The organism is Paraburkholderia sp. SUR17, assembly GCF_029536165.1.
GTDB classification, from domain to species: domain Bacteria; phylum Pseudomonadota; class Gammaproteobacteria; order Burkholderiales; family Burkholderiaceae; genus Paraburkholderia; species Paraburkholderia kururiensis.
On the sequence record NZ_CP120508.1, the window covers coordinates 888515 to 907384 of the forward strand.

Genomic DNA, 18870 nt, shown 5'->3' on the forward strand with positions numbered 1-18870 from the left:
GCGCAATGCCGTCTAACAATCTTTTTCAAATTCCGGCTGTCGGCCAGATGATTCGATCGGGCCGCGCCACCAGTGTTCCCCACGGAGTATCGATGAGCATTGATCGGGCTTTGGTCGACGCCGCGCTCGCGGCCGTCACGGATCCCAACACGGGCCGTCCGTTTGCGGCAGCGAAGGGTTTCAGGAATGTGACCGTGGAGGGCGCAACGGTTGCGCTCGACGTGGTGCTCGGCTATCCGGCAAGAAGCCAGTACGAAGCGATCCGCGCGCTGGTCGCCGGCGCGCTGGCCCAGGTGCCGGGCGTCTCGGAGGTGCGCGTCGCGGTGTCGCAGCAAATCGAGACGCATACCGTTCAGCGCGGCGTCAAGCTGCTGCCCAACGTGAAGAACATCGTGGCCGTTGCCTCGGGCAAGGGCGGCGTCGGCAAGAGCACGACGGCCGTGAACCTTGCGCTTGCGCTGGCCGCGGAAGGCGCCTCGGTGGGCATTCTCGATGCCGACATCTACGGCCCCTCGCTGCCCACGATGCTTGGCATCGAAGGTCGTCCGGAGTCGCCGGATGGGCAGTCGATGAACCCGCTCGCGGGCCACGGCGTGCAAGCCAATTCGATCGGCTTCCTGATCGAACAGGACAACCCGATGGTGTGGCGCGGCCCGATGGCCACCTCGGCGCTCGAACAGTTGCTGCGGCAGACGAACTGGCGCGATCTCGACTATCTCGTGGTGGACATGCCGCCGGGTACGGGCGACATCCAGCTCACGCTCGCGCAGCGCGTTCCGGTGACGGGCGCGGTGATCGTGACGACGCCGCAGGACATCGCGCTGCTCGACGCGAAGAAGGGCCTCAAGATGTTCGAGAAGGTGGGCATTCCGATCCTCGGCATCGTCGAGAACATGAGCACGCATATCTGCTCGAACTGCGGCCACGAAGAGCACATCTTCGGCGCGGGCGGCGGCGAGCGGATGGCGAAGGAGTACGGCGTCGAGGTGCTCGGCAGCCTGCCGCTCGATATCTCGATCCGCGAGCAGGCCGACTCGGGCCACCCTACCGTGGCGGCCGATCCGCAGGGCCGCATTGCCGGCATCTATCGCGAGATTGCCCGCAAGGTCGCCATCCACATTGCGGAGCGCGCCCGCGACATGACGTCGAAGTTTCCGAACATCGTCGTGCAGAACACCTGAGCATCCAGAGGTCGACGCGGGCGCTCGCGTCGCGCATTTTCTGGTGCACGGCGCCCACGTCGGCGTTCAGGTGTGTACGCGTGCGCACCTGCAGATGCGTCAATCCGCGTGGGTGTCGCGGTATCATGTGGGCTTCGTCAGGTCCGGTCCGGCGCCGCAGGGGCGGTGTCGCGCCGACAAGAGGATCGCATGAAGAAACGACTCGACGGGCAGGCGGTGCGCGCATTCATCGTGCTGGCTGCGGGCAGCCTGCTTCTCGCGGGCTGCAGCGTATTCCTGAGACCACAGGAAAAGCGTGCCGACGCGCAACTGCTGTCAACCGTGGCCAACCAGGTCCGCGGTACCGTCACATTCCTCGAACACTCGGACGGCGTCCAGGTCACCTACAACCTGGCCGGTCTGCCGCCCAACAGCGACCACGCGCTTCAGGTGCACGAGCGCGGCGACTGCAATGCCGCCGACGGATCGAGCGCCGGTCCGGTGTTCGCGCCCGCCGCCGAGCGGTTGAAAAGCGGTGCGCGCGTGGAAGGCGACCTCGGCAACATTCACGCCGATGCCAACGGCGTGGCCACCGGTTTCATCGTGGCGCCGGACGTTTCGCTCGACGGCATCCGCTCCGTGTTGCAGCGCTCCGTGCTCGTCCATCGCGACGCAGGCGACCCCTACGCGTTTCCGCAGCATGGCGCCGGCCCGGCACTCGCCTGCGGGGTGATCCGCCAGCAATGACGCCGCCGCAAGGCGCGCAATACGGTGCGTACGGTGCGTATGGTGCAGCGCGTCAGTTTCCGTGTGGCGTGCCGTTCGCCCCTTCCGTTTGCCTGTGCCGGCGGCTCCGCGCTTCGCGGCGATCGCCGCGCAGGGCCACGCATCCGGGCGTTCCCGGCAGCGTCACCCATATCGCGTAAAATAAGCGGCTTTCGTCGGCGGGCACTGAACGGCACGGGGCACAGCATCTGTCAGCGCCTGCGATGCGCCTGTGCGCACCGCCATATGCCGATCCGCCTTCCATCCTAATTAGTGGCGTAGCGTCCCAACATGACCATCAAATCCGACAAGTGGATTCGGCGCATGGCCGAACAGCACAAGATGATCGAGCCGTTCGTGCCGGACCAGGTCCGCACGTCGCAGGACGGCCGCAAGATCGTGAGCTACGGCACGTCGAGCTACGGCTACGACATCCGCTGCGCGGACGAATTCAAGATCTTCACGAACATCAACTCGACCATCGTCGACCCGAAGAATTTCGACGAAAAGTCGTTCGTCGACTTCAAGGGCGACGTCTGCATCATTCCGCCCAATTCGTTCGCGCTCGCCCGCACCGTGGAGTACTTCCGCATTCCGCGCAACGTGCTGACCGTGTGCCTCGGCAAATCCACTTACGCGCGCTGCGGGATCATCGTGAACGTGACGCCGTTCGAGCCGGAGTGGGAAGGCTACGTCACGCTCGAGTTCTCGAATACGACACCTTTGCCTGCCAAAATCTACGCGAACGAGGGCGTCGCGCAGGTGCTCTTTTTCGAAAGCGACGAGGTTTGCGAGGTGTCGTACGCGGACCGCGGCGGCAAATATCAAGGCCAGCACGGCGTGACGTTGCCCAAGACGTAACGGTTGCGCGCTGACTCACCGGCTTGACGGGTGGCCGCTGCGCAGCACGAGCAGCGGTCGTTCTTTTTGGAGAATCGCCCCATGAAGTTTCGTTTTCCTGTCGTCATCATCGACGAAGATTTCCGCTCCGAGAACATCTCGGGCTCCGGCATACGGGCGCTCGCCGAAGCCATCGAGAAAGAAGGCGTGGAGGTGCTCGGACTCACGAGCTACGGCGATCTCACCTCGTTCGCCCAGCAGTCGAGCCGCGCGTCGTGCTTCATTCTCTCGATCGACGACGACGAACTGATGCTCGGCGAAACGGGCCCGGACGGCGAGCTGCCCGAACTCGCCACGGCCATCATCGAGCTGCGCGCGTTCGTGACCGAAGTGCGCCGCCGCAACGCCGACATCCCGATCTTCCTGTATGGCGAGACGCGCACGTCGCGGCACCTGCCGAACGACATCCTGCGCGAGCTGCACGGCTTCATCCACATGTTCGAGGACACGCCGGAGTTCGTCGCGCGCCACATCATCCGCGAGGCGAAGGTCTATCTCGATTCGCTCGCGCCGCCGTTCTTCAAGGAACTGGTGAAGTACGCGGACGAAGGCTCGTACTCGTGGCACTGCCCGGGTCACTCGGGCGGCGTCGCGTTTCTCAAGAGCCCGCTTGGCCAGATGTTCCACCAGTTCTTCGGCGAGAACATGCTGCGCGCCGACGTCTGCAACGCCGTGGACGAACTGGGCCAACTGCTCGATCACATCGGCCCTGTTGCGGCCTCCGAACGCAACGCCGCGCGCATCTTCAGCGCCGACCACCTGTTCTTTGTGACCAATGGCACGTCGACCTCGAACAAGATCGTCTGGCACGCCACGGTCGCACCGGGCGACATCGTGCTGGTGGACCGCAACTGCCACAAGTCGATCCTGCACGCCATCATGATGACGGGCTCGATTCCGGTGTTCCTCACGCCCACGCGCAACAACTTCGGCATCATCGGCCCGATTCCGCGCGACGAGTTCAAGCCGGAGAACATCCGCCGCAAGATCGAGGCGAACCCGTTCGCGCGCGAGGCGCTCGCGAAGAATCCGAACCTCAAGCCACGCATCCTGACCATCACGCAGAGCACCTACGACGGCGTGATCTACAACGTCGAGATGATCAAGGACCTGCTCGGCGACATGCTCGACACGCTGCACTTCGACGAAGCCTGGCTGCCGCACGCCGAGTTCCACCCGTTCTACCAGGACATGCACGCCATCGGCGCGGGCCGTCCGCGCACGGGCGCGCTCGTGTTCGCCACGCACTCCACGCACAAGCTGCTCGCGGGCATCTCGCAGGCGTCGCAGATCGTCGTGCAGGACTCCGAGAACAGTACGTTCGACCGCCATCGTTTCAACGAGGCGTATCTGATGCACACGTCCACGAGCCCGCAGTACGCGATCATCGCGTCGTGCGACGTGGCCGCCGCGATGATGGAGCCGCCGGGCGGTACGGCGCTCGTCGAGGAATCGATTGCCGAAGCGCTCGATTTCCGCCGCGCCATGCGCAAAGTGGACGCCGAGTACGGCGACGACTGGTTCTTCAAGGTCTGGGGTCCAGAAGAACTGGCCGAGGAAGGCATCGGCTCGCGCGAAGACTGGATGCTGCGCCCGAACGACCGCTGGCACGGCTTCGGCGCGCTGGCCGAAGGCTTCAACATGCTCGACCCCATCAAGGCGACCATCATCACGCCGGGGCTCGACGTGGACGGCGAGTTCGGCGAGAACGGCATTCCCGCGGCCATCGTCACGCGCTACCTGGCGGAGCACGGCATCATCGTCGAGAAGACGGGGCTCTACTCGTTCTTCATCATGTTCACCATCGGCATCACGAAGGGCCGCTGGAACTCGATGGTGACCGAACTCCAGCAGTTCAAGGACGACTACGACAACAACCAGCCGCTGTGGCGCGTGTTGCCCGAGTTCGTGGCGCAGCATCCCGCGTATGAGCGCATCGGCCTGCGCGACCTGTGCGAGCAGATTCACAGCGTGTACCGCGCCAACGACATCGCCCGCCTCACGACGGAGATGTACCTCTCGAACATGGAGCCCGCGATGAAGCCCTCGGACGCGTTCGCGAAGCTCGCGCACCGCGAGGTGGACCGCGTGCCCATCGACCAGCTCGAAGGCCGCGTCACGACCGTGCTGCTCACGCCTTACCCGCCGGGCATTCCGCTGCTCATTCCGGGCGAGCGCTTCAATCGCACGATCGTCGAGTACCTGCGCTTTGCGCGCGAGTTCAACGAGCGCTTCCCGGGCTTCCATACGGACATTCACGGGTTGGTCGGCGAGATGATCAACGGCCGCATCGAGTACTTCGTGGATTGCGTGCGCGACTGATGGGCGAGCGGAAACACATCGGCGGTGCAACGACAGGCCGCCTGTTCGACGCGGCCCGGCGGTTCGCCCGCGACGCGCGCCGGCGCGCGAGGCCGGTCGCAACCGTTGCGCTTTCGGCCGCACTGGCCGTGGCGCTGGTCTTGCCGCTGGCCGTTGTGACCGGCACTGCCCATGCCGAAGTCGCCGCGGCCGACCCCATCGATGCCGCGATGCGCGCGTGTTCGGCGCGCGCCGACATGTCGTCCACCTCAGGGCAGGTGCAGTGCATGGATACGGCTCGCGCCGCATGGAAGGGCGCGACCGACATCGCGTACCGGCAACTGATGACCAAAGGACCGGACGCGCGGCGCAAGGGCTGGGAGGACAGCCAGAAGCGCTGGAGCGCCTGGCGCGACGCGGAAAGGCCGCTGTTGCAGGCGGTGTTCGCGACGACGCACGGCACGGCCTACGTGCTTTCGCAAGCCGACATGGAACTGCAGCCGGTGCGCGACCGTGCATTGATGCTGCGTGCGGAAACTGCGAGAACCGATTCGGTCAACACGCCGCCCGGCTCACCCGGCTGCGGCGGCGACGCGCAGTGCGAACACGCGGAGTTCGATCTGAACCGCTACTATCGCCGGCTCTACGTGCGCATGCCGGCGCGTTCGCGTGCTGTGCTCGTGCGGGCCGAACGCGCGTGGCTTGCGTATCGCGACGCCACGACACCCCTCGTCAATGCACGCAGCCGGCTCGACCTCATCGGCGCGCGGGTGGCTACGCTCAAGCGTTTGTCGGAGACGGTGGGCAACGACTGATTTCGGGTAGCGGGGCGTGACGCCCACAATGCGTCCGTCCATGTCAAAAGGGCGAAGGTGCTGCGTTCGCAGTCCTTCGCCCTTTTCGTTGGCGCGTTTCAGCTTGAGCGCCGCTCGTTCAGCTTCGTGCGCGGCGCCTGACGGGTCTTCTCAACCTCACTTCCCAAGCGCGGCCCGTGCGGCCTTCACTGCCGCCAGCACCTGCGCCGGCGCCGTGCCGCCCGGATGATTGCGGCTCGCCACCGACCCTTCCAGCGTCAACACTTCGAACACGTCTTCGCCCAACAGATGCGCGACCGCCGGCAGTTCGCGGCGCATGTCGTCGAGCGACAGGTCCGCCAGATCGCAGTTGCGGTCCACGCAGATGCGCACCGCGTGCGCTACGGCCTCGTGCGCGTCGCGGAACGGCAGGCCGCGCTTGACGAGGTAGTCCGCCAGATCGGTCGCCGTGGAAAAGCCTTGCAGGGCTGCGGCACGCATCGCTTCCGGACGCACGCGAATGCCCGCGGCCATTTCCGAGAAGATGCGCAGCGTGTCGGCTACCGTGTCCACGGTGTCGAAGAGCGGTTCCTTGTCTTCCTGGTTGTCCTTGTTGTAGGCAAGCGGCTGGCCTTTCATGAGCGTGAGCAGCGCCATCAGGTGGCCGTTCACGCGGCCGGTCTTGCCGCGCGCCAGTTCGGGCACGTCCGGGTTCTTTTTCTGCGGCATGATCGACGAGCCCGTGCAGAAGCGGTCCGCCAGATCGATGAAGCCCACGCGCGGGCTCATCCACAGCACGAGTTCTTCCGAGAAGCGCGAGACGTGCGTCATGACGAGCGCGGCGGCGGCGGTGAATTCGATGGCGAAGTCACGGTCCGAGACCGCATCCAGCGAGTTCGCGCAGATACCGTCGAAGCCGAGCGTCTTCGCTACCGCGTGACGGTCGATCGGATAGCTCGTGCCCGCGAGCGCTGCCGCGCCCAGCGGCAGGCGGTTCACGCGCGTGCGGCAGTCGCGCATGCGCTCGGCGTCGCGCGAAAACATCTCGACGTAGGCGAGCAGGTGGTGGCCGAACGTGACGGGCTGCGCCACCTGCAGGTGCGTGAAGCCCGGCATGATGGTGGCCGCGTGCTGCTCCGCGAGGTCGATGAGCGCGGTGCGCAGATCGGTGAGCAGCCCGCCGATGCGATCGATCTCGCCGCGCAGCCACAGGCGGATGTCGGTTGCGACCTGGTCGTTGCGCGAGCGGCCCGTGTGCAGCCGCTTGCCCGCGTCGCCGATCAGCGCCGTGAGGCGCGCCTCGATGTTCAGGTGCACGTCTTCGAGATCCAGCTGCCATTCGAACTCGCCGCGTTCGATTTCGCCCTTGATCTGCGCCATGCCGCGCTGGATGGCGGCGAGGTCGTCGGCGCCGATGATGCCTTGCGCGGCGAGCATCGACGCATGCGCGAGCGACCCTTCGATGTCGACGAGCGCCAGCCGCTTGTCGAAGAAGACCGACGACGTGTAGCGCTTGACGAGCTCCGACATCGGCTCCGAGAAGCGAGCCGACCAGGCTTCGCCTTTTTTGTGCAGTTGGGACGTCATGATGTTGGCAGTGAACGTGCGGTGCGAGGCCGCGTACAGGGAAAAGCTCGCCGCGGTGGCGCGGTGCGGACTGCGGCGCGAGGAAGTCGCAGATTTTAACATCGCGCGACGCAGCGGCCGGCGGCGGGCCGCTACGCGCGCACGGTTGCGCCCACCGTCAACGCGGGGCGCGTGCCACGAGCACCACGAGCTTCAGGTCTTCGCGCTGGGCGGGCTTGAGGGTGATCTGGTCGTAGGCGAGGCGCCCCGCGCGCGGATGGTTGAATTCGCGCAGACCGCCTTCGCGCTCGCCCACATCCTGCGACGCCCAGAAGCGCGCGAAGTCGTCGCTTGCCGCGGCGAGGGCGTCGATCAGCGCGCGAGTGGGCGCGTCGTTGAGGTGGCGGATGGAATCGGCGCGAAACTCCGCTACGAGGCGCCGCGCGCGCGTTTCCCAGTCGACGATCAACTCGCGCGCGAGCGGCGCCGTGAACGTGAAGCGCAGCAGGTTGCGCGCTTGAGCGTCGTGAGCGTTGCTCGTGCCTTCGTCGAGCCAGCCTACGAACAGGTCTGAGGCCTGCCTGTTCCACGCCAGCGCATTCCATTGCCGGTCCAGCACATAGGCCGGCGAATCCACGAGCTTCACCGTTTCGAGCAGCGCGGCGGGCGCGTCCGTCGCGGCCGGGTCCGGCTCGGCGGGGTCGCGCTGCGCGGCCAGTTCGAACAGATAGACGCGCTCGGCGCGCGAGAGTTGCAGCGCGACGGCGATGCGTGCGAGCGCGTCCGCAGAGGCCGATACCGGCCGGCCCTGTTCGATCCAGGTGTACCAGGTGGGGCTCACCCCGCACAGCTGCGCCACTTCCTCGCGACGCAGCCCGGGCGTGCGCCGGCGCGGACCGGGCGGCAGTCCCACCGCATTCGGCGAGAGCCGTTCGCGGTGGGCGCGGATGAATTCGCCGAGCGCGCGCGCGGGCGTGGGATCGAGCGTTTTGGCCGTGGAGGACGAATGGGAGGAACTCATCGCAGGCAGCGGGCGGGTGCATGAAACGGTGAACGAACGTATGACAGGTGCTGGAGATACCAGAATAACTGCTTAACTTGTACTGGTACCAGCCGGCGCCTATTGTAGCGGCAGATGAGGCGTGTGGCGGCCACCGAGTGCACTCCGCGCGCGTTCATCCACAAAAAGCCGTTCTCACACCAACCCTCCGGGAGAGCCAACCCGGGCGAAGGAGCATTCGATGAAGCATCACGACCAGGTGGCCGATGCATTCGGCTCGACCGCCGCCGCCTATCTCACGAGCCACGTGCATGCGACGGGCGCCGATCTCGAGACGCTTGCCGCCACCTTCAAGGCCACCTGCGGCGGGGCCACCGTGCTGGACATGGGGTGCGGCGCGGGGCATGCGAGCTTCGCGGTGGCGCCCCACGTGCGCGAAGTGGTGGCCTACGACATTGCGCCGCCCATGCTGGCCACCGTCGCGGCGGCGGCCAAAGAGCGTGGCCTGTCGACCGTTCGCGTGCAGCAGGGCGCGGCGGAGAGCCTGCCGTTTGCGGACGCGTCGTTCGACTGGGCCATCAGCCGGTTGAGTGCGCACCACTGGCGCGATGTGCGAAAGGCGCTCGCCGAGGTGCATCGCGTGCTGAAGCCGGGCGGCCGCGTGCTGTTCATCGATGTGGCGGGCGTGGACGATCCGCTCTTCGACACGCATTTCCAGGCCGCCGAAGTGCTGCGCGACGGCTCGCATATCCGCAACTACCGCGCCGACGAATGGCTCGCGTTTTTCCGCGACGCGGGCTTCGAGGCGAAGGTGCGCGAGCGCTGGCGCATTCCCATCGACTTCGCGACGTGGATTGCGCGCATGCGCACGCCCGAGGTGCGCGCCGCCGCCATCCGTTCGCTGTGGGCTAGCGCGCCCGACGAGGTGCGGCAGTACTTCGAGGTACAGGAGGACGGCTCGTTCAAGCTCGATGCGCTGATGATCGAGGCGCGTAGGCAGTAAGGGCGAAGAGAAGGCGGGCCCGTCGTCCGGGCCGCGCGCAAAAAAAGCCCGGCGCGCAAACCGTTGCGCACCGGGCTTCGCTGACTGCGCTCTTCCTGCCTTGGGCCGACTCAACCCGTATTACGCAGCCCCGCCGCAATCCCGTTGATGGTGAGATGGATGCCGCGCCGCACGCGCTCGTTCGTGTCGCCGGCGCGGTGCCGCTTGATCAGCTCCACTTGCAGGTGGTTGAGCGGGTCGAGGTAAGGGAAGCGGTTCTTGATGGAGCGCGCGAGCAGCGGGTTGTCCGCCAGCCGCTCGCCGTGGCCCGTGATCTCCGAGAGCACGCGCGAGGTGCGCTCCCATTCGGCCACGATGCGGTCGAACACGCGCTTGCGCAGCTTCTTGTCGGCGACGAGCTGCGTGTAGCGCGACGCTACGGCGAGGTCGGTCTTCGCGAGCACCATGTCCATGTTCGAGAGCAGGTTCGCAAAGAACGGCCACGTGCGACCCATCTTCTTGAGAAGCGCGAGGCGCCGGGCGCGCTCGGCGTCGCTGCCCGCTTCGTCGAGGTAGGTGCCCACCGCGGCGCCGAAGCCGTACCAGCCCGTAATCAGCAGCCGGCACTGGCCCCACGAGAAGCCCCACGGAATGGCGCGCAGGTCTTCGATCTTGCGGTGCTTCGGATCTTGCAGCTTGCGCGACGCGGGCCGGCTGCCGATGTTCAGTTCCGCGATTTCGGCGATCGGCGTGGCCGAGAAGAAGTAGTCGGTGAAGCCCGGCGTTTCGTAGACGAGCGCGCGGTACGCGGCCATCGCCGTGTCCGAGAGCTGCTGCATGGCCGCTTCGAACTCGGGCAGTTGCGCGGGCGCATTGCCGTGCGGCAGCAGCGACGCTTCGAGCGTGGCCGCGACCACCGTTTCGAGATTGCGTCGGCCGATGTCGGGGTTGCCGAACTTGCTCGCAATCACCTCGCCCTGTTCGGTGAGGCGGATCTGCCCTTCGACCGTGCCCGGCGGCTGCGAGAGGATGGCCTGGTAGGTCGGGCCGCCGCCGCGTCCCACAGTGCCCCCGCGGCCGTGGAAGAGCCGCAGCTTGACGCCGCGTTCCTTGAAGAGCGAGACGAGCGCGAGTTCGGCGCGGTAAAGCTCCCAGTTCGAGGTGAGGAAGCCGCCGTCCTTGTTGCTGTCCGAGTAGCCGAGCATCACTTCCTGCTCGCCGCCCTGGTGCTCGATGAGCGAATCGATGCCGGGCAGCGCGAGCAGGTCGCGCATGATGTGCGGGGCGTTGCGCAGGTCGGCGATGGTTTCGAAGAGCGGAATCACCATCACGCCGCCGCGCGCCGGCTCGTTCACGTGGCCGAGGCGCCCTTGCAGCAAGCCTGTTTCCTTTTGCAGCAGCATCACCTCGAGCAGGTCGCTCACCGTTTCCGTGTGCGAAATGATGTAGTTGCGCACGGCGCGCGCGCCGAACTTTTCGCGCGTCACGCGGGCCATTTCGAGCACGCCGAGTTCGCTCTTCGCCAGCTCCGAGTAGTCGAGATAGGGCGAGCGCAGCGGCCGCACCTGGGCCAGTTCGGCGAGCAGCACGATCAGCTTGTCGTCTTCGGAAAGCGACGCGTAGTCCGCTTCCACGCCCGCGCGCGCGAGCAGCTCGGCGACCACGGCCTCGTGGATGTCCGAGCTCTGGCGCAGGTCGATGCTCGCGAGGTGAAAGCCGAACACCTCGGAGGCGCGCGCGAGCGGCGCGAGCCGCGGCGTGGCGAGCGAGGCGCCGTAGTGCGCGGCGAGCGAGTCCATCAGCACGTGCAGGTCGCGCGTGAACTCGGAGGCGTCCGCGTACGGCGTGGCGCGAATCTGCGGCGCGCCGGGGCCCGCGCTGCGCAAATGCACGACGCCTTCGCCAAGGCGCACGCGCGCGCTCGCGGCAAGCCGCGTGTACATGCCGATGAGCGCGCGGCGATACGGCTCGTCCACGCGATGCGGCGACTGGTCGGGCGAGGCGGCCGCGAGCTTCTTCAGATCGTCGCTGGCACCTGCGAGGAGATTGGACACGGAAAGCTCCGCGCCCAGCTTGTGAACCTGCTCCAGGTAGTGCTCGAAGATCACCGCGGCCTGGCGCGCGATGGCGTGCTCCAGCGTGGGCGCGGTGACGTTCGGATTGCCGTCGCGGTCGCCGCCGATCCAGCTGCCCATCTGGAAGAACGGCGGCAGGCGCGCGGGCAGGCCGTGCTCCTTGAGCGCCAGTTCGATGTCGGCATACAGCGCCGGGATCTCTTCGAGGAACGTGGCGTGGTAGAACGAGAGCGCGTTTTCGATCTCGTCGGCCACGGTCAGGCGCGCGTCGCGCAGCATGCGCGTCTGCCACAGCGAGGTCACGCGCGCGCGCAGCAGCGCCTCGTTCTGCGCGAACTCGCGATGCGTGAGCGGCTGGTCGCGCTCGGCGAGCAGCCGGGCGATGTCGTGCTGCGCATCGAGAATGCTCTTGCGCTGCACCTCGGTGGGGTGGGCGGTGAGCACGGGCACGATGAGCGCCTCGTTGAAGAACTGCTGGAGCATCGGCGTGGCCGCCGCGCCCGCGGCCACGAGCCGCTCCAGCGAATGCGCCATCGTGCCCGGCTGCGGCACCGAGCCGGCCAGGTCGTGAATGCGGTGGCGCCGGTTGCGATGGCGGTCTTCGGCGATGTTCGCGAGGTGCGAGAAGTAGCTGAAGGCGCGCACCACGCTCACGGTCTGTTCCGGCGAGAGCGCGCGCAGCTTCTTTTCCAGGGCCTGGGCGGCGCTGCTGTCGTCTTCGCGGCGAAAGCGCACGGCCGTCTGCCGGATCGTCTCGACCACCTCGAACACCGCGTCGCCTTCCTGTTCCCGCACCACGTCACCGAGCAGACGGCCCAGGAAGCGGATGTCTTCGAAGAGCGGCTTGTCCTTGTCCTCGCGGGTGCGGCCGTTGCGCTTCGCTGGAACCACCTCGCCGCCGGCCTTGCCGTTCGTCACGTCGTTGAGCGTGGCGGCGTCCGGTTTGGCCTTCTTGCCCGGCTTGGCCGCCTGGGGCGTCTTTGCCGTGCGGACGGCTTTTTTGGGCGCGGGGGCCGCGGCGGTGTTCGGTGAAGCATTCAGCGATGCAGTGTTGCGGCGCGCGGCGCGCGCCGATCCGGAAGACGTCACGATGGGTTTCCTCGGGAAAGCCAGGGTCTGTTGATGAAAGACTGCCAACTACAGGACAACGACATGGCAACTACGGGACAAACTGCGCAACCAACTCAGGACCAACTACGGGAACTACGGGCGGACTGCCATTGCGCTGCGGGAGAGGAGACCGGGAGCGGCCAGCGGGAGCTTCGCGCGCGTCACGCCGCGACGCATCATCGCAGAGCCCTGGGCACGTTGCGCGAACGGTCGTGCGTGGTGGTCTGCGATGTGCGGCGGAGGTATGCCGCAGGCGGCAAGGAAGGTCAAGGCGGCGGCAAAGGTACGCAAAGGCGCGTGCTAACATTGCCCGTTATCCGATCTCCCAAGCCACCCCGCCTTGCGATGTCTCCTGCAATGAACTCCGAGCCGTTATCCGTGCAACCGCCCCGCACGCTTGTCATCGCTTCGCGGGAGAGCCGGCTTGCCATGTGGCAGGCCGAACACGTGCGCAGTGCGCTGCACAAATTATATCCATCTTGCGACGTCCGAATCCTCGGAATGACCACGCGCGGCGATCAGATACTCGACCGCACGCTCTCGAAGGTGGGCGGCAAGGGGCTGTTCGTGAAGGAGCTGGAAAATGCGCTCGCGGACGGCCGCGCCGATCTCGCGGTGCACTCGCTCAAGGACGTGCCCATGGAACTGCCGGCCGGCTTCGCGCTGCCCGTCGTCATGGAGCGCGAGGACCCGCGCGACGCCTTTGTTTCGAACGACTACGCATCGCTTGCCGATTTGCCCCCCGGCAGCGTGGTGGGTACCTCCAGCCTGCGGCGCGAATCGATGCTGCGCGCCGCCTGGCCGCATCTCACGGTGAAACCGCTGCGCGGCAATCTCGACACGCGGCTTGCCAAGCTGGACCGCGGCGACTACGCCGCGATCATTCTCGCTGCGGCCGGCCTCGTGCGGCTGGGGCTGGCCGACCGTATCCGGGCGCGGCTCGATCCCGAAGACAGCTTGCCTGCGGCGGGGCAGGGCGCGCTCGGCATCGAGATTCGCGCGGATCGCGCCGAACTCGCGGCCTGGCTCGCGCCGCTGCATCACACGCATACGGCGCTCGCCGTGGAGGCGGAACGCATGGTGTCGCGCGCACTGGGCGGCAGCTGCCAGGTGCCGCTGGCCGCCTACGGGTACTGGCACGACGGCGCGCTGCATCTGCGCGGCAAGGTGGCGACGCCGGATGCGACCCGCGTGGTCGAGGCGCGCGCGTCGGCTTCCGCTGCGACTGTGGATCGTGCCCTCGAACTCGGCCGCGAAGTGGCCGATGCGCTGATCGGACAAGGCGCGCTCGACATCGTGCGTGCGCTGGAAAGCGCGGCGGCGCCGGAAGGCAGCACCGACACCGATGACAAGCGCGGCGATAGCCGTGGCGCTACTGACGGTAAGTCGGGCGGCACGCCCTGAACGCCGCGACGGCCCGAGCCATGACCGCGACCCGTCTGCACCCACGAGGCGCCCACCCATAAGCCGCCAATAAGCCGCAAACAACAAACCCCATGACCGGACCCACCAGCGAACCATCCGAAGGAACCCCGGGCGCGCGGCACGGTGCGCGCTTCACGGCGGTCATCACGCGGCCCGCGGGCCAGTCGGCAAGTCTCCTCGTGCGGCTTGCCGAGGAAGGCATCGACGCCCTCGAGTTCCCGCTCATCGCAATCGGCCCGGCCGAAGACGAAGCGCCGCTGCGTGAAGCGTTCGCCTCGCTCGACCGCTACGCGCTCGTCGTGTTCGTGTCGCCCAACGCCGTCGACCACGCGTTCGCCCGCTACGGCGCGATCTGGCCGCATGCGCTGCCCATCGGCGTGGTGGGGCCGGGCAGCGTGGCGGCGCTAGCCCGGCACGGCGTGGCGGCGCCCGCTTATCGCGTGATCAGCCCGGCGCAAGCTTCGTCCGACGACGACGCGGCCCGCTTCGATTCCGAAGCGCTTTTCGCCGCGATCGAAACGACCTTGGGCGAGCGCGCGCTCGAAGGCAAACGCGTGCTGATCGTGCGCGGCGACGGTGGCCGCGAGTGGCTCGCGGAGCGGCTGCGCCAGGCAGGCGCCGAGGTTCAGCCGGTCGCGGCCTATCGGCGCATCGTGCCCGAGCCGTCCATCGCCGCGTGGGACCGCGTGCACGCGCTCCTCGCCGGCAAGCCGCACGCGTGGCTCGTCACCAGTTCCGAAGGCGTGCGCAATCTCGACGAACTCGCGCGCGAGCATCTCACCGCAGGCGAGCTTGCCGCGCTCAGGCGCGCGCCGCTCGTCACGCCGCACCCGCGCATCGCCGAGACGGCGCGGGGATTGGGTTTTGATAGCATTACGGTGTCCGGCGCGGGCGACGAGCGCATCGTCCGCGCCCTGCGCGCAGCGGTTCCTGCCGCGGCTCATCCTGCAGCGGAGCCTGCAGTTCATCCCGACGTTAAACCGGTCACGACCAACCCGGCTCACTCACGCATGACTGATTCGAACGACTCGAACAACACTTCGTCCCAGCGAGGCGCAACGGCACCGGTGCAGCCGGGTTCGCCCTCCGCCCCGCCCGTCAACGCACCGTTCACGCCCTATGAAGCCCAGAAGCCGCGGCGCGGCGCAAGCGGGCCGCTGCTGTGGTTCGTCGTCGTCGTGATCGCGTGTGCGGCGGGCGTGGGCGGCTTTGCGCTCAACCGCAAGGTCGCGCGCATGGACGAGCGTCTCGTGCAACGCCAGCAGGCCAACGACGCACAAACGGCCGAACTGCGCGTGAAGACGGATCAGGCCGTCGCCACGGTGCATCAGATGGATTCGCAGGTTGCCCAGCTCGAAGGCAAGCTCGCGGATGCGCAGAACGCCCAGCAGGCGCTCGCGCAGCAGTACGCGGACCTCGCGCGCAATCGCGACGACTGGACGCTCGCCGAAGTGGGCCAGATGCTCTCGAGCGCGAGCGAGCAGCTGCAACTGACGGGCAACACGCAGCTCGCGCTTTTCGCGCTGCAAAGCGCCGACCAGCGGCTCGCCGCTTCCGATGGTGCGCAGGCGCTGGCTGTGCGCAAGGCCATTGCGCAGGACATCGACAAGCTGAAGGCCGCGCCTTCCACCGATCTCACTGGCCTCGGCATCAAGCTCGACAACGCCATCGACGCCGTGGATTCGCTGCCGCTCGCGGGCGAAGCGCCCGTCGCGCACGCGAAGCCGCAGGCGCCCAAGCCTGCCGATACGGCGAAGCTGGCCGCCGCCACCGGCGAGCCGCGCTGGAAGGTGTGGCTCCAGTCGTTCGCGACCGGCATCGGCCATCAGCTGACGAGCCTCGTGCAGGTGCGCCGCATCGATAACGCCGACGCCATGCTCGTCGCGCCCGACCAGGGCTATTTCGTCCGCCAGAACGTGAAGCTGCGCCTGCTCTCGGCGCGCATCTCGCTGCTCTCGCGCAACCAGGCCGCGCTGAAGTCCGACCTGCATGCCGCGGATGCCGCGCTCGCCCGTTACTTCGACAACGCCTCGAAACAGACCCAGACCGTGCGTGATCTCGTGAAACAGGTGGACGCGGGCTCGCCCGCCGTCGAGTTGCCGAACCTGAACACGAGCCTGCAGGCCGTCCGTCAATACCGGAGCCGGGGGTAATCATGGCGATCCGTGGACTCGTCTGGCTCGCGCTGCTGTTCGCGATCGCCGTGGTGCTCGCGATCGTCGGCCGCTTCGACACGGGGCAAGTGCTGTTCGTCTATCCGCCTTATCGCGTGGACGTTTCGCTCAACCTGTTCGTGGTGGGCGTGGTGGTGCTCTTCATCCTGATCTACACGCTGCTGCGCTTCGTGCGCAGCGTGCTGCACATGCCGCAGCGCGTGGCTGCGTACCGTGCGCGCTCGCGCGCCGCGAAGGCGGCCGCGGCGCTGCGTGAGGCGATCGGCAACCTGTACGCGGGCCGCTTCACGCGCGCCGAAAAGGCCGCGCGCGACTCGCTCACGGATACGGCGAACAAGGGCGCGGCCGGCCTGATCGCCGCCAACGCCGCGCATCGCATGCACGAGTACGCGCGCCGCGACGAATGGCTCGCGCAGATCGACCATGCGGACTGGCAGGACGCCCGCCTCATGGCGACGGCCGACATGCGTGCCGACGGCCGCGACCCGGACGGCGCGCTCGCCGCGCTCACCGAGATGCAGTCGCAGGGCGGCCGCCGCATCCACGCCCAGCAAATCGCCCTGCGCGCGCAGCAGCAGCTCAAGAACTGGGGCGAAGTGCTCAAGCTCGTGAAGACGCTGGAAAAGCGCGAGGCGCTGCACCCGGCCGTGGCCGTGCGCCTGCGCCAGCTCGCCGCGGAGAACCTGCTGCGCGAGCGCCGGCACAACGCCGACGCGCTGCTCGAACTGTGGCAGTCGCTGTCGCCCGTGGAACGCCATTCGCCGCGCCTCGCGGACCTCGCCGCGGAACTGCTGATCGCGCTGAACCGGCAACAGGACGCACGGCGCATCGTCGAAGAGGCGCTCGCGCAGAATTGGGATGCGCGGCTGTTACGCCGCTATCCGGATACGGCGGGCGACGACGCGCTGCCGCTCATCCAGAAGGCCGAGGCCTGGCGCAAGGAACGTCCCGACGACGCGGACCTGCAGTTCGCGCTGGGCCGGCTGTGCTTGCAGCAGCAGCTTTGGGGCAAGGCGCAGTCGTTCCTCGAGGCCGCGCTCAAGCTGGCCGACAACGAACCGCTGAAGATCCGCTCGCACCGCGCGCTCGCGCGTCTGCACGAGCAACTGGGCGACACGCAGAAGGCCGCCGAGCACTACCGGCAAAGCGCGCTGGCGATGAACGTGGTTTGACGCCTGCGCGTGGCTCCGTGCGGCTGCTACGCCGCGCGGAGCACGAGATACATCGCTTCTCTTCCCTTACTTGCTGACGAGCCGTGCCGGCACGGAAAGCGCCAGCAATCCCCCCAGCACCATGAACGCGGCCAGCATGAACATGCCGGAGTCGTTCGCGCCCGTCGCCTGCTTGAGCCAGCCCACGGCATAGGGGCTCAGAAAGCCCGCCAGGTTGCCGATCGAGTTGATCATCGCGATGCCGGCCGCGGCGCCCGTGCCGGCCAGAAACGCCGTCGGCAGGCTCCAGAAGAGCGGCAGCGTGGTCAGAATGCCCATGGTCGCCAGCGTGAGCGAAGCCATGGCGAGCACGGTGCTGTGCGCCCAGATCACCGAAAACACGAGCCCGATGGCGCCCGCCGCCGCGGGCAGCGCCACGTGCCAGCGGCGTTCGCGCCGATGGTCCGCGCTGCGTGCGACCAGCACCATTGCCACGACCGCAGCCGCGAACGGCACGGCGGAAAGCAGGCCGATCGCGAAGGGATCGGTGACGCCGGTGGACTTGATGATGGTGGGCAGCCAGAAGCTCACGCCGTAGAGGCCCATCACGAACGAGAAATAGATGAGGCTCATGAGCAGCACCCGAGGGCTCGCCAGCACGCGGCCGATGGGCATGTCTTCCTTGGCCGCGTCTTCATGGGCGATGCGGCTTTCGAGCAGTTGCCGCTCTTCGGCCGTGAGCCACTTCGCCTTGCTGATGCCATCGTCCAGCACGAGGAACACCAGCACGCCCACCACGATGGACGGCAGCCCTTCCAGCAGGAACAGCCACTGCCAGCCGTGCCAGCCGTTCATGCCGTCGAAGGACTTCAGGATGAAGCCCGACACCGGCCCGCCGATCACGCCCGAGAGCGCGATGGCGGTCATGAACCAGGTGGTCATGCGGCCGCGCCGGTGCGCCGGGTACCAGTAGGTGAGGTAAAGAATGATGCCGGGGAAGAAGCCGGCTTCCGCGAGGCCGAGCAGAAAGCGCATCACGTAGAACATCGTCGGCGTGGTGACGAACATCGTGAGCATCGAGATGATGCCCCACGTCACCATGATCCGCGCGATCCAGACCCGCGCGCCCACGCGGTGCAGGATCACGTTGCTCGGCACCTCGAAGATGAAGTAGCCGAGAAAGAAGATGCCGGCGCCGAAGCCGTAGACCGCGTCGGACAGATGCAGGTCGGTGCTCATCTGGAGCTTGGCGAAGCCGACGTTCACGCGGTCCAGATACGCCACCACGTAGCAGAGCATCAGGAGCGGCGTGAGCCGCCAGGCGACTTTCCGGTACGTGGCCTCCTCGAAGCTGGAGGGCGGCGCGCCGGCGCCGGAATGAGGCAGGGGATTCGCAGGACTGGCCATCTTGTCTCCTCGTTTATGTTTTGAGTGCGTGGAAAGACTGCGATCTGCGCGCACTATACG

General features: G+C 67.3%; 13 protein-coding genes. 9 read left to right on the plus strand and 4 right to left on the minus strand.

What is annotated here, in order from left to right; genetic code table 11:
- The first annotated feature begins 92 nt into the window (after positions 1-92).
- From apbC to P2869_RS04025, 5 genes are all read left to right on the plus strand, one after another.
- Positions 93-1181 carry an iron-sulfur cluster carrier protein ApbC gene (apbC, locus tag P2869_RS04005; protein WP_017773186.1) on the plus strand — a complete coding sequence of 363 codons (1089 nt, stop codon included), beginning with the start codon at positions 93-95 and terminating at the stop codon, positions 1179-1181.
- A gap of 189 nt (positions 1182-1370) precedes the next feature.
- The gene (locus P2869_RS04010; RefSeq protein ID WP_017773187.1) at positions 1371-1907 is read left to right on the plus strand and encodes a superoxide dismutase family protein; all 537 of its coding nucleotides are present in this window, start codon (positions 1371-1373) and stop codon (positions 1905-1907) included.
- Between the two features lie 309 nt (positions 1908-2216).
- Complete coding sequence (dcd, locus tag P2869_RS04015) at positions 2217-2786, plus strand: dCTP deaminase (protein WP_017773188.1); 570 nt, start codon at positions 2217-2219, stop codon at positions 2784-2786.
- 81 nt (positions 2787-2867) lie between these two features.
- The gene (locus P2869_RS04020; protein ID WP_126877824.1) at positions 2868-5147 is read left to right on the plus strand and encodes an arginine/lysine/ornithine decarboxylase; all 2280 of its coding nucleotides are present in this window, start codon (positions 2868-2870) and stop codon (positions 5145-5147) included.
- Positions 5147-5941, plus strand: coding sequence for a lysozyme inhibitor LprI family protein (locus P2869_RS04025; protein ID WP_277597538.1), 795 nt, complete (start codon positions 5147-5149; stop codon positions 5939-5941). The genes P2869_RS04020 and P2869_RS04025 overlap by 1 nt, the downstream gene beginning before the upstream one ends.
- Positions 5942-6097: 156 nt before the next feature.
- On the opposite strand, the gene argH is transcribed toward P2869_RS04025, so the two are convergent.
- Both argH and P2869_RS04035 read right to left on the minus strand, forming a co-directional pair.
- On the minus strand, positions 6098-7507 hold the full coding sequence (gene argH, locus P2869_RS04030) for an argininosuccinate lyase (protein WP_277597539.1): 1410 nt from the start codon (positions 7505-7507) through the stop codon (positions 6098-6100).
- Positions 7508-7664: 157 nt separating this feature from the next.
- A complete protein-coding gene (locus P2869_RS04035; protein WP_277597540.1) occupies positions 7665-8507 on the minus strand; it encodes a helix-turn-helix transcriptional regulator in 843 nt (280 codons plus the stop codon).
- Positions 8508-8727: 220 nt separating this feature from the next.
- Between P2869_RS04035 and P2869_RS04040 the strand changes: the two genes are divergently transcribed.
- A complete protein-coding gene (locus P2869_RS04040; protein WP_277597541.1) occupies positions 8728-9489 on the plus strand; it encodes a class I SAM-dependent methyltransferase in 762 nt (253 codons plus the stop codon).
- A gap of 110 nt (positions 9490-9599) precedes the next feature.
- Here the strand turns inward: P2869_RS04040 and ppc are convergent, their stop codons facing one another.
- A complete protein-coding gene (gene ppc, locus P2869_RS04045; RefSeq protein WP_277597542.1) occupies positions 9600-12632 on the minus strand; it encodes a phosphoenolpyruvate carboxylase in 3033 nt (1010 codons plus the stop codon).
- A 378-nt stretch (positions 12633-13010) separates the two neighbouring features.
- Between ppc and hemC the strand changes: the two genes are divergently transcribed.
- The 3 genes from hemC to P2869_RS04060 all read left to right on the plus strand — a co-directional run bounded on the left by hemC (position 13011) and on the right by P2869_RS04060 (position 17424).
- Positions 13011-14057, plus strand: a complete 1047-nt coding sequence (gene hemC / locus P2869_RS04050) for a hydroxymethylbilane synthase (RefSeq protein ID WP_277597543.1) — start codon at positions 13011-13013, stop codon at positions 14055-14057.
- A 92-nt stretch (positions 14058-14149) separates the two neighbouring features.
- A complete protein-coding gene (gene hemDX, locus P2869_RS04055) occupies positions 14150-16231 on the plus strand; it encodes a fused uroporphyrinogen-III synthase HemD/membrane protein HemX (RefSeq protein WP_277597544.1) in 2082 nt (693 codons plus the stop codon).
- Between the two features lie 2 nt (positions 16232-16233).
- Positions 16234-17424 carry a heme biosynthesis protein HemY gene (locus tag P2869_RS04060; protein ID WP_277597545.1) on the plus strand — a complete coding sequence of 397 codons (1191 nt, stop codon included), beginning with the start codon at positions 16234-16236 and terminating at the stop codon, positions 17422-17424.
- Between the two features lie 66 nt (positions 17425-17490).
- Here P2869_RS04060 and P2869_RS04065 read toward each other — a convergent pair whose 3' ends face one another.
- Positions 17491-18810, minus strand: coding sequence for an MFS transporter (locus P2869_RS04065; protein WP_017773199.1), 1320 nt, complete (start codon positions 18808-18810; stop codon positions 17491-17493).
- Positions 18811-18870: the final 60 nt, after the last annotated feature.